Raw genomic sequence first — 14,641 nt, 5'->3', positions numbered from 1 at the left:
CTGGGGTCGGTCCCTAAGGGTCCGACCCCGGCTGTCGCGGGGCGCGGGTTGAAAGTTATTTTGCGAACGGACGCAAGGACACGAATTGCGCCGTTTCGCCACGGCGCACCAGCACGGCCGAGGTTTTCTTCGGATCGAGCTTGGCCACCAGCGCATTGAACTGCTTGGCGTCGCGCACGGCAACGTTGTTCAATTGCAGGATCACGTCGCCGGACTGCAGGCCGGCCAGGGCCGCCACGCCATCGGCGTCATCGACCAGCACGCCGGCATCGATCTTCAGTTCCTGCTTTTTGGCGGCAGGCACGTCGCTGACCTTCAGTCCCAATGCATTGCTGGTCTGTGCTTCGGGCTGCTTGGCTGCGGCCTTGCCGGCGGTTTTCTCGCCTTCCAGCTCGGCCACCGTGACCGGCAACTCCTGCTGCGCGCCCTTGCGCCAGACGGTGATGCTGGCCTTGCCATTGACGGCGGAGCCGCCCACCAAGCGCGGCAGGTCGGACGAGCGCTCGATCTGGGTGCCATTGAATTTCAGGATGATGTCACCAGGCTTGACACCGGCCTTGTCGGCCGGGCCACCGGGTTCGACCATCGAGACCTGCGCACCCTTGGCGTTCGGCAAGCCCAGCGATTCGGCCACTTCCTTGCTCACTTCGCCGATCTGCACGCCGATGCGGCCGCGCACCACCTTGCCGGTTTTTTTCAGTTGCTCGCCGACACGCATGGCTTCATCGATGGGCACGGCAAACGAAATGCCGTTGTAGGCGCCGGACAGGGTGGCGATCTGCGAGTTGATGCCGATCACTTCGCCACGCAGGTTGATCAGCGGACCGCCCGAGTTACCGGGATTCACAGCGACGTCGCTCTGGATCAGCGGCAGGTAATCTCCCGTATCGCGCGACTTGGCCGAGATAATGCCGGCCGTGACCGTGTTTTCCAGGTTGAACGGCGAACCGATGGCGATCACCCATTCGCCGACACGGATTTTCTCCGAGTCGCCGATGGTCACGCGCGGCAGGTTGGCGCCTTCGATTTTCAGCAGGGCCACGTCGGTGCGCGCATCCGCACCGATCACCTTGGCCTTGAATTCGCGCTTGTCGGTCAGCGTCACATAGACTTCATCGGCGCCGTCGACCACATGCGCATTGCTCAGTACGTAGCCATCGGCGGAAATGATGAAGCCGGAGCCGACGCCGCGCTGCACTTCCTGCTCTTGCGGCGCGCGGCGGCTGCGCGGGTCCTGCTGGCGCGGCGTCGGCATGGCGCCACCAAAGAAGCGGCGCAGGAATTCCTGCATTTCCTGCTCGTCGCTGCTGCCGGCGGCGGCGCCGCCCATTTTCAGCCGTTCGGTGGTGCGGATATTGACGACGGCCGGGCCGACCGCGTCGACCAGGTCGGCAAAATCAGGCAGTTTGACAGACGGCACGGCGGCATGGGCCGGCGGCGCCATGCCCAGCATGGCCGGCGCAAAGAAGACGCCGGCGGTCCCCAGACACAAGGCGGAAAGCGTCTTCGCTGAAAACGTTTTGCTGGGTGCACAAATATTTTTTTTCATGGAGTAGTCTTTTCGAATGGTAAGTCGGATCTGGCTGCCGCCAGCCTGCCCCACGCTGCATCCGGGGGCGCGCCAGAGGCAGGCGTGGCGGTCAGGCACAGGCCGCGCATGGCAAACCGTACAACAATATATCGCATAAGCAAGATATCGCCAGCGGCTAGTGTCAATCGTGCAGAAGGCCGGTGTCAAGAGGGAGTCGCCCGCATTAAGGCTGGCGTAAGCAGGCTAGCGCTGGGGAACAATGCCCATGTCGAGCGGTTCGGCAGCCGGCGCGACAGCGGCCAGGACGGCTGCCGGTGCGGACGTGGGAGCGGCTTCGGCAGCCAGGCGGCCGGCCAGGCCCGCGCCGAAACCGGCGCTCAGCACGCTCGCATCCTGCCCTGCGCGCAGCGCTTCGCCGATCAGGCGGTAGGCCTGCCAGGCCTGGCGCCCCGCATCGGTGTCGAGCGCGGCAAACGCCAACTCGAGTTCGCTGGCCGCCAGTTCGCCATCGGCCAAGGCCGAAATATGCTCGTGCAATCCTGGATATGTGTCCATCGTGGGTCCTGCCAGTTCAAAAGGAATGGTGCGGCTTGCTCATGGTCAATGTATTACCAGCGCTTGTCAATCGGCATGTCCAGCAAGGGTTTGAGTTTTTCCGCAATCACCTCGCGCGCCCGAAAGATACGGCTGCGCACGGTGCCGATCGGGCACGCCATGATTTCCGAAATTTCTTCATAGCTCAATCCCTCGATTTCACGCAGCACGATGGCGGTGCGCAATTCGATCGGCAGCACATCCATGGCGGCGTTGACCGTGGCGGCGATCTGCTTGCTGGCAAGCACGGACTCTGGCGTGTTGTTGTCACGCAGCTTGTTGCCGTCATCGAAAGACTCGGCCTGCTCCGCATCGGTTTCGCTGGACGTGGGCGTGCGCCGGCTCTGCGTGACCAGGTAGTTTTTCGCCGTATTGATGCCGATGCGATAAAGCCAGGTATAAAAAGCCGCGTCGCCGCGGAAATGCCGCAGCGCCCGATAGGCCTTGATAAAGGTTTCTTGCACCACATCTTCGGCCTCCGCCGGGTCATGCACCAGCCGCGATACCAGCCGCATCAGACGCCGCTGGTATTTCGATACCAGCACGTCGAATGCCCGCCTGTCGCCAGCCTGGACCCGCTCGACCAATAATTGATCACCTTCGCGTTCTGTCCTCACACCCTGTATCCCTGGTAGCATGCAGCGCGGGCGCCTGTATGGTTATAGAGTTGGCCCGCTGCAAGAAGTTCAGTATTTTCCGCACTTTTTATGCCCCCTTCCCCCGCGCCGCGATGGCGCGGCATGCCACGGCCAGTTCGCGGAACGCCTTTGTTGCCGGCAGAGCACGCTGCACCACCAGCGTGACGATGCGCCCCTGGTCGTCGCTCAGGCGCAGCACCAGCAGCGCCGGCCACAGGGTCGAACCGGGCAGCAGACGCAGCGGCGGCGCGGACGACGCTGGCACACCGCCACATGCGTCATGTTCCGCCAGCCGAAACTGGCCGACCGGTGAAATATCAAGCGTATGCGGCTTTCCGTGAGAACACAGCGCAGCGAGCGACAACACGCCGCCAGCGGCACTGATCAGCGCGGCAGGCCAGCCCAGGGCGTAAGCACCCGTTGCCAGCGGCCAGGCCGCCAGCAAGGCAGCGACGCCCAGGCACGCTTGCAGCAGACGCAAACCGACAGGCGTGCGCAGGACAGCCGATATGGCAATCGACATACACTCTCAATGGGGAAAATATCAGGCGCGCCGGCACCATGCCGGGCAAATTCAGGCGCCAACGAACGTTGGCGCCGAATCAGCGCTCACTACAGTTTGACCGCAGCGAGCGCCAGAAAGTTCAAGCTGTTACAGCTTATTTCGCTTTGCCGAAAATCAGCGTGCCATTCGTTCCGCCGAAGCCGAAGGAATTTTTCACTGCATAATCGATCTTCATGTCACGCGCCGTATTGGCACAGAAATCGAGATCGCAAGCCGCATCCTGGTTGAAGATGTTGATGGTCGGCGGCGACACCTGATGGTGGATCGCCAGGACCGTAAACACCGCTTCCAGACCGCCCGCGCCGCCCAGCAAATGGCCCGTCATCGATTTGGTCGAGTTCACTACCAGGTTTTTCGCATGGTCGCCGAAGGTGCGCTTGATGCCCATCACTTCGGCCACGTCGCCTTGCGGGGTCGACGTGCCATGCGCGTTCAGGTATTGAATCTGGTCCGGGTTCAAGCCTGCGTTGTTGAGTGCCGCGATCACCGATTTGCTGCCGCCGCTACCATCTTCCAGCGGCGAGGTCATGTGATAAGCATCTGCGCTCATCCCGAAACCATGCACTTCGGCATAGATCTTGGCACCGCGGGCCACCGCGTGCTCGTACTCTTCCAGCACCATCACGCCGGCGCCTTCGCCGAGCACGAAACCGTCGCGGTCGGTATCCCACGGACGCGACGCCGTTGCCGGGTCATCGTTGCGGGTCGACAAGGCGCGTGCCGAGGCGAAACCGCCCAGGCCCAGCGGCGAGACAGTCGATTCGGCACCGCCGGCAATCATGACGTCGGCATCGCCGTACTCGATCATGCGCGCGGCTGCGCCGATGCTGTGCAAACCGGTGGTGCATGCCGTGACGATGGCCAGGTTCGGGCCTTTCAGACCATATTTGATCGAAAGGTTGCCAGAGATCATGTTAATGATCGAGGCAGGCACGAAAAAGGGCGAGATGCGGCGCGGGCCACGTTTTTCGTACTCGGACTTGGTTTCTTCGATCAGCGGCAAGCCACCGATGCCGGAGCCGATGATCACGCCGATACGCTCGGCGTTCTCTTCGGTGACCTCCAGGCCACAGTCCTGCATCGCCTGGATACCGGCAGCCATGCCGTAATGGATGAAGGTATCCATATGGCGGGCTTCCTTACCGGAGATATACTCTTCGATATTGAAACCTTTGACTTCACCGGCAAAATGCGTGGTGAATGGCTGCGCATCGAACTTGGTAATCGTGGCAATGCCCGACTTCCCTTCGATGATTGCGCTCCACGCCTCGGCAATAGTATTGCCGACAGGTGAAACGCAGCCCAGGCCGGTGACAACAACACGACGGTTTTTAGAACGGCTCAAGCGATTCTCCTGAAGTCGGTCAGACAGGCTTAGGCCTTGACGTTGGCGGTGGCGTAGTCGATCGCCTGTTTCACCGTGGTGATTTTTTCAGCTTGTTCGTCAGGGATTTCCATTTCGAATTCGTCTTCCAGGGCCATCACCAGTTCCACGGTGTCCAGCGAATCGGCGCCCAGGTCGTCGACGAAAGAGGATTCGATTTTGATGTCTGCTTCTGCAACGCCCAGTTGCTCAGCGACGATTTTCTTAACGCGTTGTTCGATATCCGACATGTTATGGCTCCAAAGTGTGTGTTACGGAAAGTGCGCGCATTTTATCAGGTTTGCGCGTCCGAATACTAATTTCGGTGTCTGCTGCTAATTCAACCGAAGCTGCTGCTAAAAGATGCGATTATAGTCAAAAACCAGTTGCACATCATGCCACAAACTGGTGTTTCATCCATCTTTCACATCAATTCATATACATGCCGCCATTCACGTGCAAGGTCGTGCCCGTGATATACGCCGCTTGCGGCGACGCCAGGAAAGCCACGGCGGCGGCCACGTCTTCCGGCTTGCCCAGGCGCGACAGCGGAATCTGCGTCAGCAAGGCCGCGTGCTGTTCTTCGCTCAAGGCCTTGGTCATGTCGGTATCGATAAAGCCGGGGGCGATGCAATTGACAGTAATGTTGCGACTGCCGATTTCACGCGCCAGCGCGCGGCTCATGCCTTCCACGCCGGCCTTGGCCGCCGCGTAATTCATCTGGCCCGGATTGCCCGACGAGGCCACCACCGAAGTGATGTTGATGATACGCCCGGCCTTGGCCTTCATCATGCCGCGCAAAACCGCGCGCGACAAGCGGCCGACCGCCGACAGATTGGTGGAGATCACATTGTCCCACTCTTCATCCTTCATGCGCATGGCCAGCTGGTCTTGCGTGATGCCCGCATTGTTGACCAGGATCGACAGGCTGCCATAGGTTTTCTGCACTTCGTCGACCACGGCCGCGCAACGCGCCGCATCGGTCACGTTCAGCACCAGGCCCTTGCCCGTCACGCCTTCGGCGGCCAGGTAATCGGTGATCGCCTGCGCGCCGGCGTCCGAAGTGGCGGTGCCGACCACGGTGGCGCCCTGTTTGCCCAGTTCAGTGGCGATGGCGCGGCCGATGCCGCGCGAGGCGCCCGTGACCAGCACGACTTGATTCGTTAAATTCATGAGTATCCTTAATATGGCTGGCGGCAGCATGGCTGCCGGCGGCTAGTTACTTGAGCTGCGTCAAAATACGGTCGAGCGAGGCCTGGTCGACGATGGCGTCGCCCACCAGCACCGGGTCGATGCGCTTGGCCAGGCCCATCAGGACCTTGCCCGGACCGCATTCGATCACCTGGGTGATGCCGTCGGCCGCCACCTTCTGCATGGTTTCCACCCAACGCACGGGGCTGGCCGCCTGGCGCACCAGCGCATCCTTGATCCCGATCACGTCATTGACGATGGCGACATCGACGTTGTTGATCAGGGCGATCTGCGGCGTATTGAATGGCAGGTCGGCCATGTAGTCGCGCAAACGGTCCGATGCGGGTTTCAGCAGCGAGGAATGGAATGGCGCCGACACCGGCAGCTTCATGGCGCGCTTGGCGCCCTTGGCCTTGGCCAGCTCGCAGGCGCGCTCGACAGCAGCCGTATGACCGGCAATCACCACTTGCGCCGGCGCATTGAAATTGACGGGTTCGATCACCAGGGCCGGGTTTTCGGCGGCCGCTTCGGCACAGGCGGCGCGCACGTCGTCATCCGACAGGCCCAGCACGACGGCCATGGTGCCCTGCCCGACCGGCACGGCTTCCTGCATCGCCTGTGCGCGGAAACGCACCAGCGGCACCGCGTCCTTGAAGGCGATCACGCCGGCGGCGACCAGCGCCGAGTATTCACCGAGACTGTGGCCGGCCACCACGGTTGGCAGCGGGCCACCGGCCGCCAGCCAGGCGCGGTAAAACGCCACGGCCGCCGTCAGCATCACGGGCTGGGTATTGGTGGTCAGGTCCAGCTCTTCCTTCGGACCTTCGGCGATCAGCTTGCCCAGGTCGAACTGCAGCGCTTCGGACGCTTCGGCCACGGTCTGTGCCACCACCGGGTTGCCGGCGAAACCGTCGAGCATCGCGATCGCTTGCGAACCCTGGCCTGGGAAAACAAATGCAAATTGTGTCATGGGAACTCCGTTTTTAATATTGTTGCAGCTTGTTTGCAGCTTACATGCGCGCCAGCACGGCGCCCCAGGTAAAGCCGCCGCCCACGCCTTCCATCATCACATTGTCGCCCTTTTTGACGCGGCCATCGCGCACGGCGATGTCGAGTGCCAGCGGAATCGAGGCGGCCGAGGTATTGCCGTGCTGGTCGACGGTGACAACCATTTTTTCCAGTGGCAAGCCGAGTTTCCTGGCGGTGCTGTTCATGATGCGGATATTGGCCTGGTGCGGGATCAGCCAGTCGATCTGGTCCTGCGTCATGTTGGCGTGCTCCAGGGCTTCATGCGCGACTTTTTCCAGTACCGACACGGCCAGCTTGAAGACGGCCGGGCCATCCATGTACAGGAAAGCGCTGCCGGCCAGTGCGCCGCCCGCCACATTGCCCGGTACGCTGAGGATGTCCGAGTGGCGGCCGTCGGCATGCAGCTTGGTGGCCAGGATGCCCGGCTCTTCAGAAGCGGTCAGGACGATGGCGCCGGCGCCGTCGCCGAACAGCACGCAGGTGCCGCGGTCGTCGAAATTGAGGATGCGCGAAAACACTTCGGCGCCGATCACCAGCACGTTTTTATGCATGCCCGACTGAATGAAGCTGTCGGCGGTGGCGACCGCATACACGAAGCCGCTGCAGACGGCCTGCACGTCGACCGCCGCGCAGTTGTTGGTGATGCCCAGCTTGTTCTGCACGATGCAGGCGGTGCTGGGGAAGCTGCCGAAGAAGTCGGGGGTCGAGCTGGCGACGATGATCAGGTCCAGGTCGTTGCCGTCGAGACCGGCCATCTCCAGCGCCTTCTTGGCCGCTTCGACACCGAGGTCCGAGGAATTTTGCATTGGTGCCGCGTAATGGCGCGCCGAGATGCCGCTGCGCGAGACGATCCATTCATCCGAGGTCTCGATGCCCTTGGCGGCGAGCTGTTCCGTCAGATCCTGGTTGGTCACGCGTTTCTCCGGCAGGTAGCTGCCGGTACCGATGATTTTGCTGTAGATTTTACGTACGATAGTCATGCTTACCATCCACTAAATGCTGGGGCTTGTTGATGTAGATTCTTCCGCCACTGGCGTGCGCGGCATCAGCTCGGCGATCATGCTGGCCAGGTGGGCCTGCACATCATTCTTTGCCGCCTCATAGGCGCGGCGCAAGGCCCATTCGAACGAATAGGCATCGGCGCCGCCATGGCTCTTGATCACCAGGCCACGCAGGCCCAGCAGGCTGGCGCCGTTATAACGCGAGGGATTGAGCCGATTGGTAATGGCTTTCAGCGCGCCGCGCGCGATCAGGGCGCCCAGCATGGTAATCGGATTGCGCTTGAATTCCGAGGTCAGCACGTCTTTCACAAAACGCGCCAGGCCTTCGATGGCTTTCAGGGTGACGTTGCCGACAAAGCCGTCGCAGACGACGATATCGGTGGTGCCCTTGAAGATGTCATTGCCTTCCACATTGCCGTAGAAGTTCAGCGCGCCGCGCTCGTGGTCGACCTGCAAGAGCTTGGCGGTCAGTTTCACCACTTCATTGCCCTTGATGTCTTCCGTGCCCACGTTCAACAGGCCGATGGTCGGCCGTTCGATGTTTTCCATGGCCGACACCAGCACCGAGCCCATGATGGCGAACTGGTGCAAGTGATGCGGCTCGCAATCGACGTTGGCGCCCAGGTCCAGCATGTAGGTCGGGCCGTTCTTCTGGTTGGGGAGGATGCTGCAGATGGCCGGGCGGTCGACGCCCGACATGGTTTTCAATACATAGCGCGAGACAGCCATCAGGGCGCCGGTGTTGCCGGCGGACACGCAGGCTTGCGCCGCGCCGCTCTTGACCTGTTCGATGGCCACGCGCATCGACGAATCCTTCTTGCGGCGCAGGGCCACTTCGAGCGGGTCGTCCATGGTAACTTGTTCGGAAGCATGCAATATCGACAGGCGCGGATGCGTCTCTGCCTTGTGCTTTTTCAGCTCGGCACGGATCACGTCTTCCAATCCTACCAGGATCAGTTCGGCGTCAGGCTCGTGTTCAATAAAGGAAATTGCTGCGGGGATAGTGACTGAGGGACCGTGATCTCCGCCCATGCAGTCGATAGAAATTTTGATTGTCATTTGGTGTGATTCAGTACCGCTGCGGGCTTGCGGCAAGATGTGAATCGGACTGTCGCTGCAGGAACGCACAGGCCTGGTCAGCGTGATTCAAAATGACGGTGCGCAAGATGAATTGCAGCCGATAAAAAAGAAGAAGCGGCGCCACGCCGAAAAACCAACGCAACACCGCTTTCATCTTACCCAACAAAACGTCGATTACTCGTCGTTTTTGGTCTTCAACACTTTACGGCCACGATAGAAGCCGTTAGGGCTGATATGGTGACGCATGTGTGTTTCGCCGGTAACTGGCTCGACGCTCAATTGCGGCGCGACCAGGAAGTCGTGCGAACGGTGCATGCCGCGCTTGGAAGGGGTTTTCTTGTTCTGTTGAACTGCCATGATGACTCCTAATACATAAGTTCTAAAATTTTAGCACAATCGATCAGCAAATTCATGCGAATCGAGTATCCCAGCGGCAAAGACTATCCGAAAACAGGCCGTACCACATCGTTTATTTCATGCTACGTTTCACTACACACTGCCATACTCGATTACTACACGCGTTTGACACGTTCTCTAAGTACTACTAACTGCTACTTATTCTGGCTTCAAGTCTTTCAGTGCCGCAAACGGCGACTTCTTTTCAGTCTTGAGAGCATCGAGCTGCGCCGTATCGGGGCAGACGTCATGTTTGGGTACCTGCGGCAAGGCCAGCAAGGCTTCATCTTCGATCAGGGCCGCGGCATCCATGCTGCGGCTGCCGACGATCACGTCGATCGACTCATCGTCGATGATTTCTTCGATCTCGTCCGCATGCTCGTCATCCTTGCCGAGCATCAGTACTGTCGAAGAATCGATATCGTAAGCAAACGGGGCCAGGCAACGCTGGCATACCAGCTGAACGGTGCCGTTGACCGACAAGGTCAGTTGCGGGTAGCCCAGCTTGCTGGTGCCGCCGGCGATTTTCCAGGCGAGCTCACCGGAAGTATCTGCGCAATCCTTGGTCAACCGGGTCATTTCAGCGACAGGAGTGACACCCTCGCGGCTCCCGCTGATACGACAAAAATCAAAGGCGTCGATCACAAAAGCATTCATTGGTAGAAAATTTCCCCGGAAAACCAGCGATGATAGCAGGGTTTTCAAGCCGGAGTCAAAGCCTGCTTGCATTTTTTTGATATCAAGCAGGCCCGGAATGCGCTGTATAGTGGGGGCAACTGCACGCAGGATTTGCCGGGCAGCGCCGCGGCAGACTACACTGGCGGCCTTCCAGCCGCTTTCCAGACCCGAATGATACCAACTTCCACCCCATCGCGCTTGATACTTGCATCGAGTTCCGCCTACCGCAAGGAACTGCTGTCGCGTTTGCGCCTGCCGTTCGAGGTGGCCGTGCCCGACCTCGACGAAAGCCCCCTGCCCGGTGAAAGCCCCAGCGCCACCGCGCTGCGCCTGGCGCGGGCCAAGGCGCAGGCCGTGCTCGACCGCTTTCCCGGCAGCCTGGTGATCGGCTCCGACCAGGTCGCCACCCTGGACGGCGCGCAGATCGGCAAGCCGGGCAACCATGCCAACGCCCTGCGCCAGCTGCAAACCATGCGCGGGCGCGAGGTGGTCTTCCATACCGCGCTGTGCCTGCTCGACGGCCGCCAGGCGGTCGCCACCGCCGAAGTCGAGGATATCCGGACCCTGGTCACCGTGCGCGACCTGCCGGACGCCGAACTGGACGCGTATTTGCGCATCGAACAGCCGTATGACTGCGCCGGCAGCGCCAAGAACGAGGGGCTGGGCATCGCCATCCTTGACAGCATCAACACCACCGATCCGACCGCCCTCACCGGCCTGCCGCTGATCGCCCTGACCGGCATGCTGCGCCGCGCGGGCGTGGCGTTTTTCACCACTTAAACCAGAGTACCCCATGACCGGCACCCTTTATCTGATCCCCAACCACCTTGGCCTGTCCGACGGCGCAGACGATGCGCTGGAGCATATCATTCCCGAACAGGTGCGCCTGATCACCTCGCAGCTCGACTACTTTGTTGCCGAAAACGCCAAGACGGCGCGCGCCTTTTTGAAACTGATCAACACAAAGCATCCGCTGGCGAAACCGTTGCAGGAAATTACCATTTCCGAGCTGAACGTGAACACCCCGGCCCAGGCGCTGGCCAGCCTGCTGGCGCCGCTCCTGGCCGGGCGCGACGCGGGCCTGGTATCGGAGGCGGGCGTGCCGGCCGTGGCCGATCCCGGCGCCGACCTGGTGCGCCTGGCGCATCAGCATGGCGTCAAAGTGCGCCCGCTGGTGGGCCCCTCGTCGATCCTGCTGGCGGTCATGGCGAGCGGCCTGAACGGACAGAGCTTTGCCTTCAATGGTTATTTGCCGACGGACGCGGCGCTGCGCGCCAAGCGCATCAAGGAACTGGAAAGCCGTTCGCGCAGCGAAAAACAGACCCAGCTGTTTATCGAAACACCGTACCGCAACGCCGCCATGCTCGAAGCCCTGGTGGCGCAATGCGCACCATCGACGCTGATCTGCGTGGCTACCGACCTCAGCCTGGATACGGAAAGCATCCAGACCCTGAACGGCGGGCAATGGAAGAAACAACTGGCGGCCGGCAAGGCGCCCGACTTCCACAAGAAGCCCACCGTATTCCTGCTGCTGGGACAGTAAGCTTCAATGCACGGTGCGCGAGATGCCGTGCACATAATCGTTGACCCAGGCATAGGCCGCCACCTGGATCGCCGTCAGCTCGTTTTCCGACAGCTGCAATTGCTCCAGCATGGCGGCCATGGCCGGGCCGCCGTCGGCTTGTTCGACCTGCTCGACCAGCGCCAGCATGTTGCCCAGCTCGCCGTGGCGGAACAGCAGCGCATCGCTGACCTTGCTGTTCACGCGCACGCTGCTGACCACTTCGCTCATCTGCATGGAAAACAGGGTGTCCATCAGCGACATGATGCCCACCGTAAAGCCGATATCGGCATATTGATGCTGACCCGGCCGCAGTTTTTCCGTCATCAGTTCCAGCAGCTTGCCGCGCGTGGTCGCCAGTTGCAGCAAGGGCGAGGTGAACTGCGCCGACGTGCCGGGCCGCACATACAATAAAATCTGCAGCCAGCGCTGCAGCTGGCGGCGGCCCAGCAGCAGCAAGGCCTGGCCCAGGGTGTCGACCCGCACGCCGGCGCTGACGGCCGGCGTATTGACCAGGCGCAGCAGGTTCAGGCCGATCATCGCGTCGTGCTTGATGCAGCGTTCCAGCTCGCGGTTGTCGGCATTGCTTTGTATCAATTCGAGCAGATGCAAAATCGCCAGCTCCGAGGCCGACATGCGCTTGCCGCTGAGAATCACGGGCCGCGCAAAATAATAGCCCTGGAAAAAATCAAAGCCCAGCGCCAGGCATTGCTCGAACTGGGCCATGGTTTCCACTTTTTCCGCCAGCAATTTTTTTCGCGACACGGCCAGCACGGTGGCCAGCCGCGGCAACTCGTCCGGCGCCAGCTGGGCGATATCGACCTTGATCACGTCGACCAGCGGCAGCAATTGCTGCACGTCGGGCGTATCGAGCACCACGTCGTCGAGCGCAAAGCGGAAACCTGCCTGGCGCAGCTCGCTGATACGGGCCAGCAAGGCCGGTGTCGGACGCACGGTTTCCAGGATTTCCAGCACCACGCGGTGATGCGGCAGGAAACCGATGAAGTCGCTCATCAGCGCTACCGCATCGACATTGATAAAGGCCAGCTGCAAGCCCACCACCTGCTCCATGCCCAGGTCGGACGCATGGGCGATGACGGTGGCGGTGGCCGCCACGGCGTCACCGGTGATCATGGCCTGGTTGTCGGCGGTGCTGCGAAACAGCAACTCGTACGCCACCAGACGCTGGTCGCGATTCAGGATGGGCTGGCGGGCGAGAAAGAAATCCTGCAGCGTAGGATTGTCGGATTGCAAGGAAATAGTCATGGAACAGCCCGTGAATAAGGGCCGCGTTCAGGCTGCGGCAGGGCCTGAGCCGGCGCTTGCCGACCCGTACCCAGTATAGTCCCGGCCTGCTGTACAACTATGTGCTGCAGCGCACGCTGTGCGCGCAAACCACGCTCAGACGCGGCGCGTGCCCGTGTTCCGGACGCCGCCCTTGCCTGTTTCCAGCACGAACTTGGCACCATCGTCGCGGCCCAGCACCTTGACCAGGTAGGGCATCACTTCGCGCAACATCGGCTCCAGCGTGTACGGCGGATTCAGGATGAACATGCCGCTGCTGTGCAGGCCGAAGCCGTCCGGCGACGGCGTGTTGACCGTCAACGTCACGTGCAGCCATTCGGTCGCCGGCAACTGCTTGAGCTTGTCGGCGAACTGGCGCGATTCCATGCGCTGCAGCACCGGATACCAGACGGCGTAGATGCCGGACGGAAAACGCACGAGCGCGTCGGCCAGGGTGTCCTTGACCTTGCGGTAATCCATCTTGTCTTCGTAGGGCGGGTCGATCAGCACCAGCGCGCGGCGCGATGGCGGCGGCAGCAGCGCTTTCAGGCTCTGGAAGCCGTCGGCCTTGGTGATGATCACGCGCTTGCCGCGCACGGCAGGACGTTCGCCCTGGGCCAGCGCATGCGCTTCGACCTTGCGGAAATTGTCGGCAAGAATCTTTGCATCGGCCGGGTGCAGCTCGAACAGGCGCAAACGGTCCTGCTCGCGGCTGACCTGGTCGGCGCAGTACGGCGAACCCGGGTAGTAGCGCATCTTGCCGCTCGGATTCATTTCCTTGATCAGTTTCAAGTATTCGGCCAGCGAGGCCGGCAGGTCGGTACGGTCCCACAGCGGGGCGATACCGGTTTCGTACTCGGCGTTCTTCGACGCATAGCCGCCGTCGAGCGCATACACGCCGGCGCCTGAATGGGTGTCGATATAACTGTAGGCGGTATCTTTTTGATTCAGGTACTGCAACAACTGAATCTGCACATAATGCTTCAACACATCGGCGTGATTACCCGCATGAAAGGCGTGGCGGTAACTCAACATAAGCTGGCAATTCCATAAAATAAAGTAAAGGTGGGGCTGCGCTTACACCGGGCAGAGCATGGGAACAGACTGGGAGGGTCAGGCTGCCGGACCAGGAAACAGCATGGACCAGCGTAATCAGCGCGCAATATCCCCGCATTATCCACTAGAAACCGCCTCGGCATCAAAAAACCGCTTAAACCAGCTCGACAGTTGCCCAGCCTGCCCCGGCCGGGCGCGGTAGAATACGCGCATCGGCGCGAGCGCCATCTGCACTGAATGCCACCAAGACATGCATAGCCTGACCCTGACTACCGACAACCGCGCCGACATCGCCGCCGCCCTGGCCGGCCCGCGCTGGATCGTCGCCTGCCTGTGCGCGCAATGGTGCGGCACCTGCGCCACCTACCGCGCCACGTTCGAGGAACTGGCCGCGCGCCATCCTGACACCGTGTTCGTGTGGATCGATATCGAAGACCAGTCCGAGGTGGTGGGCGAACTCGATATCGAGAACTTTCCGACCCTGCTGATCCAGCAGGACGATCACGTGGCGTTTTTCGGCACCGTGCTGCCCGATGGCGGCCTGGCGCACCGCATGGTGCAGGCGCAGCAGGCACTCACTGCGGCCGAACTGGCGGCCTTGTCGACCAGCACCAGCGAGCGACGCGGCTGGCAGCGCGACTGCAATCTGCGCACCATGCTGGCGGCGGCCTGAG

At 61.3% G+C, this 14,641-nt stretch carries 17 protein-coding genes; 3 read left to right on the top strand and 14 right to left on the bottom strand.

Annotation, left to right across the window (positions count from 1 at the left end):
* Positions 1–55: 55 nt before the first annotated feature.
* From ACP7B7_RS05045 to ACP7B7_RS04990, 12 genes are all read right to left on the bottom strand, one after another.
* Positions 56–1,549: a DegQ family serine endoprotease gene (locus ACP7B7_RS05045; RefSeq protein WP_426075945.1), complete on the bottom strand. Its 1,494-nt coding sequence runs from the start codon at positions 1,547–1,549 to the stop codon at positions 56–58.
* A gap of 225 nt (positions 1,550–1,774) precedes the next feature.
* Positions 1,775–2,086, bottom strand: coding sequence for a sigma-E factor negative regulatory protein (locus tag ACP7B7_RS05040; protein WP_426075944.1), 312 nt, complete (start codon positions 2,084–2,086; stop codon positions 1,775–1,777).
* A gap of 53 nt (positions 2,087–2,139) precedes the next feature.
* On the bottom strand, positions 2,140–2,763 hold the full coding sequence (gene rpoE, locus ACP7B7_RS05035; RefSeq protein ID WP_308925546.1) for an RNA polymerase sigma factor RpoE: 624 nt from the start codon (positions 2,761–2,763) through the stop codon (positions 2,140–2,142).
* Between the two features lie 67 nt (positions 2,764–2,830).
* Positions 2,831–3,286 carry a hypothetical protein gene (locus ACP7B7_RS05030; protein WP_426075943.1) on the bottom strand — a complete coding sequence of 152 codons (456 nt, stop codon included), beginning with the start codon at positions 3,284–3,286 and terminating at the stop codon, positions 2,831–2,833.
* Between the two features lie 136 nt (positions 3,287–3,422).
* Entirely contained in the window at positions 3,423–4,673 is a 1,251-nt protein-coding gene (fabF, locus tag ACP7B7_RS05025) for a beta-ketoacyl-ACP synthase II (protein ID WP_426075942.1), read from the bottom strand.
* Positions 4,674–4,702: 29 nt separating this feature from the next.
* On the bottom strand, positions 4,703–4,942 hold the full coding sequence (acpP, locus tag ACP7B7_RS05020) for an acyl carrier protein (protein ID WP_152241902.1): 240 nt from the start codon (positions 4,940–4,942) through the stop codon (positions 4,703–4,705).
* Positions 4,943–5,120: 178 nt separating this feature from the next.
* The gene (gene fabG, locus ACP7B7_RS05015) at positions 5,121–5,864 is read right to left on the bottom strand and encodes a 3-oxoacyl-ACP reductase FabG (RefSeq protein ID WP_426075941.1); all 744 of its coding nucleotides are present in this window, start codon (positions 5,862–5,864) and stop codon (positions 5,121–5,123) included.
* A gap of 46 nt (positions 5,865–5,910) precedes the next feature.
* Positions 5,911–6,852 carry an ACP S-malonyltransferase gene (fabD, locus tag ACP7B7_RS05010; protein WP_426075940.1) on the bottom strand — a complete coding sequence of 314 codons (942 nt, stop codon included), beginning with the start codon at positions 6,850–6,852 and terminating at the stop codon, positions 5,911–5,913.
* A gap of 40 nt (positions 6,853–6,892) precedes the next feature.
* Positions 6,893–7,891, bottom strand: a complete 999-nt coding sequence (locus tag ACP7B7_RS05005; RefSeq protein ID WP_426075939.1) for a beta-ketoacyl-ACP synthase III — start codon at positions 7,889–7,891, stop codon at positions 6,893–6,895.
* Positions 7,892–7,903: 12 nt separating this feature from the next.
* Positions 7,904–8,971 (bottom strand): phosphate acyltransferase PlsX, encoded by a 1,068-nt coding sequence (gene plsX / locus ACP7B7_RS05000; protein WP_426075938.1) that lies wholly within the window; start codon positions 8,969–8,971, stop codon positions 7,904–7,906.
* A gap of 195 nt (positions 8,972–9,166) precedes the next feature.
* The gene (rpmF, locus tag ACP7B7_RS04995; RefSeq protein ID WP_034749653.1) at positions 9,167–9,349 is read right to left on the bottom strand and encodes a 50S ribosomal protein L32; all 183 of its coding nucleotides are present in this window, start codon (positions 9,347–9,349) and stop codon (positions 9,167–9,169) included.
* A gap of 198 nt (positions 9,350–9,547) precedes the next feature.
* A complete protein-coding gene (locus ACP7B7_RS04990; protein ID WP_426076057.1) occupies positions 9,548–10,045 on the bottom strand; it encodes a YceD family protein in 498 nt (165 codons plus the stop codon).
* Between the two features lie 192 nt (positions 10,046–10,237).
* Between ACP7B7_RS04990 and ACP7B7_RS04985 the strand changes: the two genes are divergently transcribed.
* Both ACP7B7_RS04985 and ACP7B7_RS04980 read left to right on the top strand, forming a co-directional pair.
* Positions 10,238–10,846 carry a Maf-like protein gene (locus tag ACP7B7_RS04985; protein WP_426075937.1) on the top strand — a complete coding sequence of 203 codons (609 nt, stop codon included), beginning with the start codon at positions 10,238–10,240 and terminating at the stop codon, positions 10,844–10,846.
* Between the two features lie 13 nt (positions 10,847–10,859).
* Positions 10,860–11,609: an SAM-dependent methyltransferase gene (locus ACP7B7_RS04980; RefSeq protein ID WP_426075936.1), complete on the top strand. Its 750-nt coding sequence runs from the start codon at positions 10,860–10,862 to the stop codon at positions 11,607–11,609.
* A 3-nt stretch (positions 11,610–11,612) separates the two neighbouring features.
* On the opposite strand, the gene ACP7B7_RS04975 is transcribed toward ACP7B7_RS04980, so the two are convergent.
* Positions 11,613–12,893: an EAL and HDOD domain-containing protein gene (locus ACP7B7_RS04975; RefSeq protein WP_426075935.1), complete on the bottom strand. Its 1,281-nt coding sequence runs from the start codon at positions 12,891–12,893 to the stop codon at positions 11,613–11,615.
* A 135-nt stretch (positions 12,894–13,028) separates the two neighbouring features.
* Positions 13,029–13,946: a 23S rRNA (adenine(2030)-N(6))-methyltransferase RlmJ gene (locus tag ACP7B7_RS04970; RefSeq protein ID WP_308925536.1), complete on the bottom strand. Its 918-nt coding sequence runs from the start codon at positions 13,944–13,946 to the stop codon at positions 13,029–13,031.
* Positions 13,947–14,217: 271 nt separating this feature from the next.
* On the opposite strand from ACP7B7_RS04970, the gene ACP7B7_RS04965 reads away from it, so the two are divergent.
* Positions 14,218–14,640 (top strand): thioredoxin family protein, encoded by a 423-nt coding sequence (locus ACP7B7_RS04965; RefSeq protein ID WP_426075934.1) that lies wholly within the window; start codon positions 14,218–14,220, stop codon positions 14,638–14,640.
* The last annotated feature ends 1 nt before the right edge of the window (position 14,641 follow it).

Origin of the sequence: Janthinobacterium sp. PSPC3-1, assembly GCF_049896105.1 — a bacterium.
In the GTDB taxonomy this organism is placed as follows: domain Bacteria; phylum Pseudomonadota; class Gammaproteobacteria; order Burkholderiales; family Burkholderiaceae_D; genus Janthinobacterium.
Note: the sequence above shows the minus strand (reverse complement) of the source record. Positions and strands in the feature narration are given on the sequence as shown.

Bases quoted from the DNA above. Each gene is read 5' to 3' on its own strand.
- ACP7B7_RS05045 (WP_426075945.1), bottom strand. From the start codon at position 1,549: ATGAAAAAAAATATTTGTGCACCCAGCAAAACGTTTTCAGCGAAGACG.
- ACP7B7_RS05040 (WP_426075944.1), bottom strand. From the start codon at position 2,086: ATGGACACATATCCAGGATTGCACGAGCATATTTCGGCCTTGGCCGAT.
- rpoE (WP_308925546.1), bottom strand. From the start codon at position 2,763: ATGCTACCAGGGATACAGGGTGTGAGGACAGAACGCGAAGGTGATCAA.
- ACP7B7_RS05030 (WP_426075943.1), bottom strand. From the start codon at position 3,286: ATGTCGATTGCCATATCGGCTGTCCTGCGCACGCCTGTCGGTTTGCGT.
- acpP (WP_152241902.1), bottom strand. From the start codon at position 4,942: ATGTCGGATATCGAACAACGCGTTAAGAAAATCGTCGCTGAGCAACTG.
- fabG (WP_426075941.1), bottom strand. From the start codon at position 5,864: ATGAATTTAACGAATCAAGTCGTGCTGGTCACGGGCGCCTCGCGCGGC.
- fabD (WP_426075940.1), bottom strand. From the start codon at position 6,852: ATGACACAATTTGCATTTGTTTTCCCAGGCCAGGGTTCGCAAGCGATC.
- ACP7B7_RS05005 (WP_426075939.1), bottom strand. From the start codon at position 7,891: ATGACTATCGTACGTAAAATCTACAGCAAAATCATCGGTACCGGCAGC.
- plsX (WP_426075938.1), bottom strand. From the start codon at position 8,971: ATGACAATCAAAATTTCTATCGACTGCATGGGCGGAGATCACGGTCCC.
- rpmF (WP_034749653.1), bottom strand. From the start codon at position 9,349: ATGGCAGTTCAACAGAACAAGAAAACCCCTTCCAAGCGCGGCATGCAC.
- ACP7B7_RS04990 (WP_426076057.1), bottom strand. From the start codon at position 10,045: ATGAATGCTTTTGTGATCGACGCCTTTGATTTTTGTCGTATCAGCGGG.
- ACP7B7_RS04985 (WP_426075937.1), top strand. From the start codon at position 10,238: ATGATACCAACTTCCACCCCATCGCGCTTGATACTTGCATCGAGTTCC.
- ACP7B7_RS04980 (WP_426075936.1), top strand. From the start codon at position 10,860: ATGACCGGCACCCTTTATCTGATCCCCAACCACCTTGGCCTGTCCGAC.
- ACP7B7_RS04975 (WP_426075935.1), bottom strand. From the start codon at position 12,893: ATGACTATTTCCTTGCAATCCGACAATCCTACGCTGCAGGATTTCTTT.
- ACP7B7_RS04970 (WP_308925536.1), bottom strand. From the start codon at position 13,946: ATGTTGAGTTACCGCCACGCCTTTCATGCGGGTAATCACGCCGATGTG.
- ACP7B7_RS04965 (WP_426075934.1), top strand. From the start codon at position 14,218: ATGCATAGCCTGACCCTGACTACCGACAACCGCGCCGACATCGCCGCC.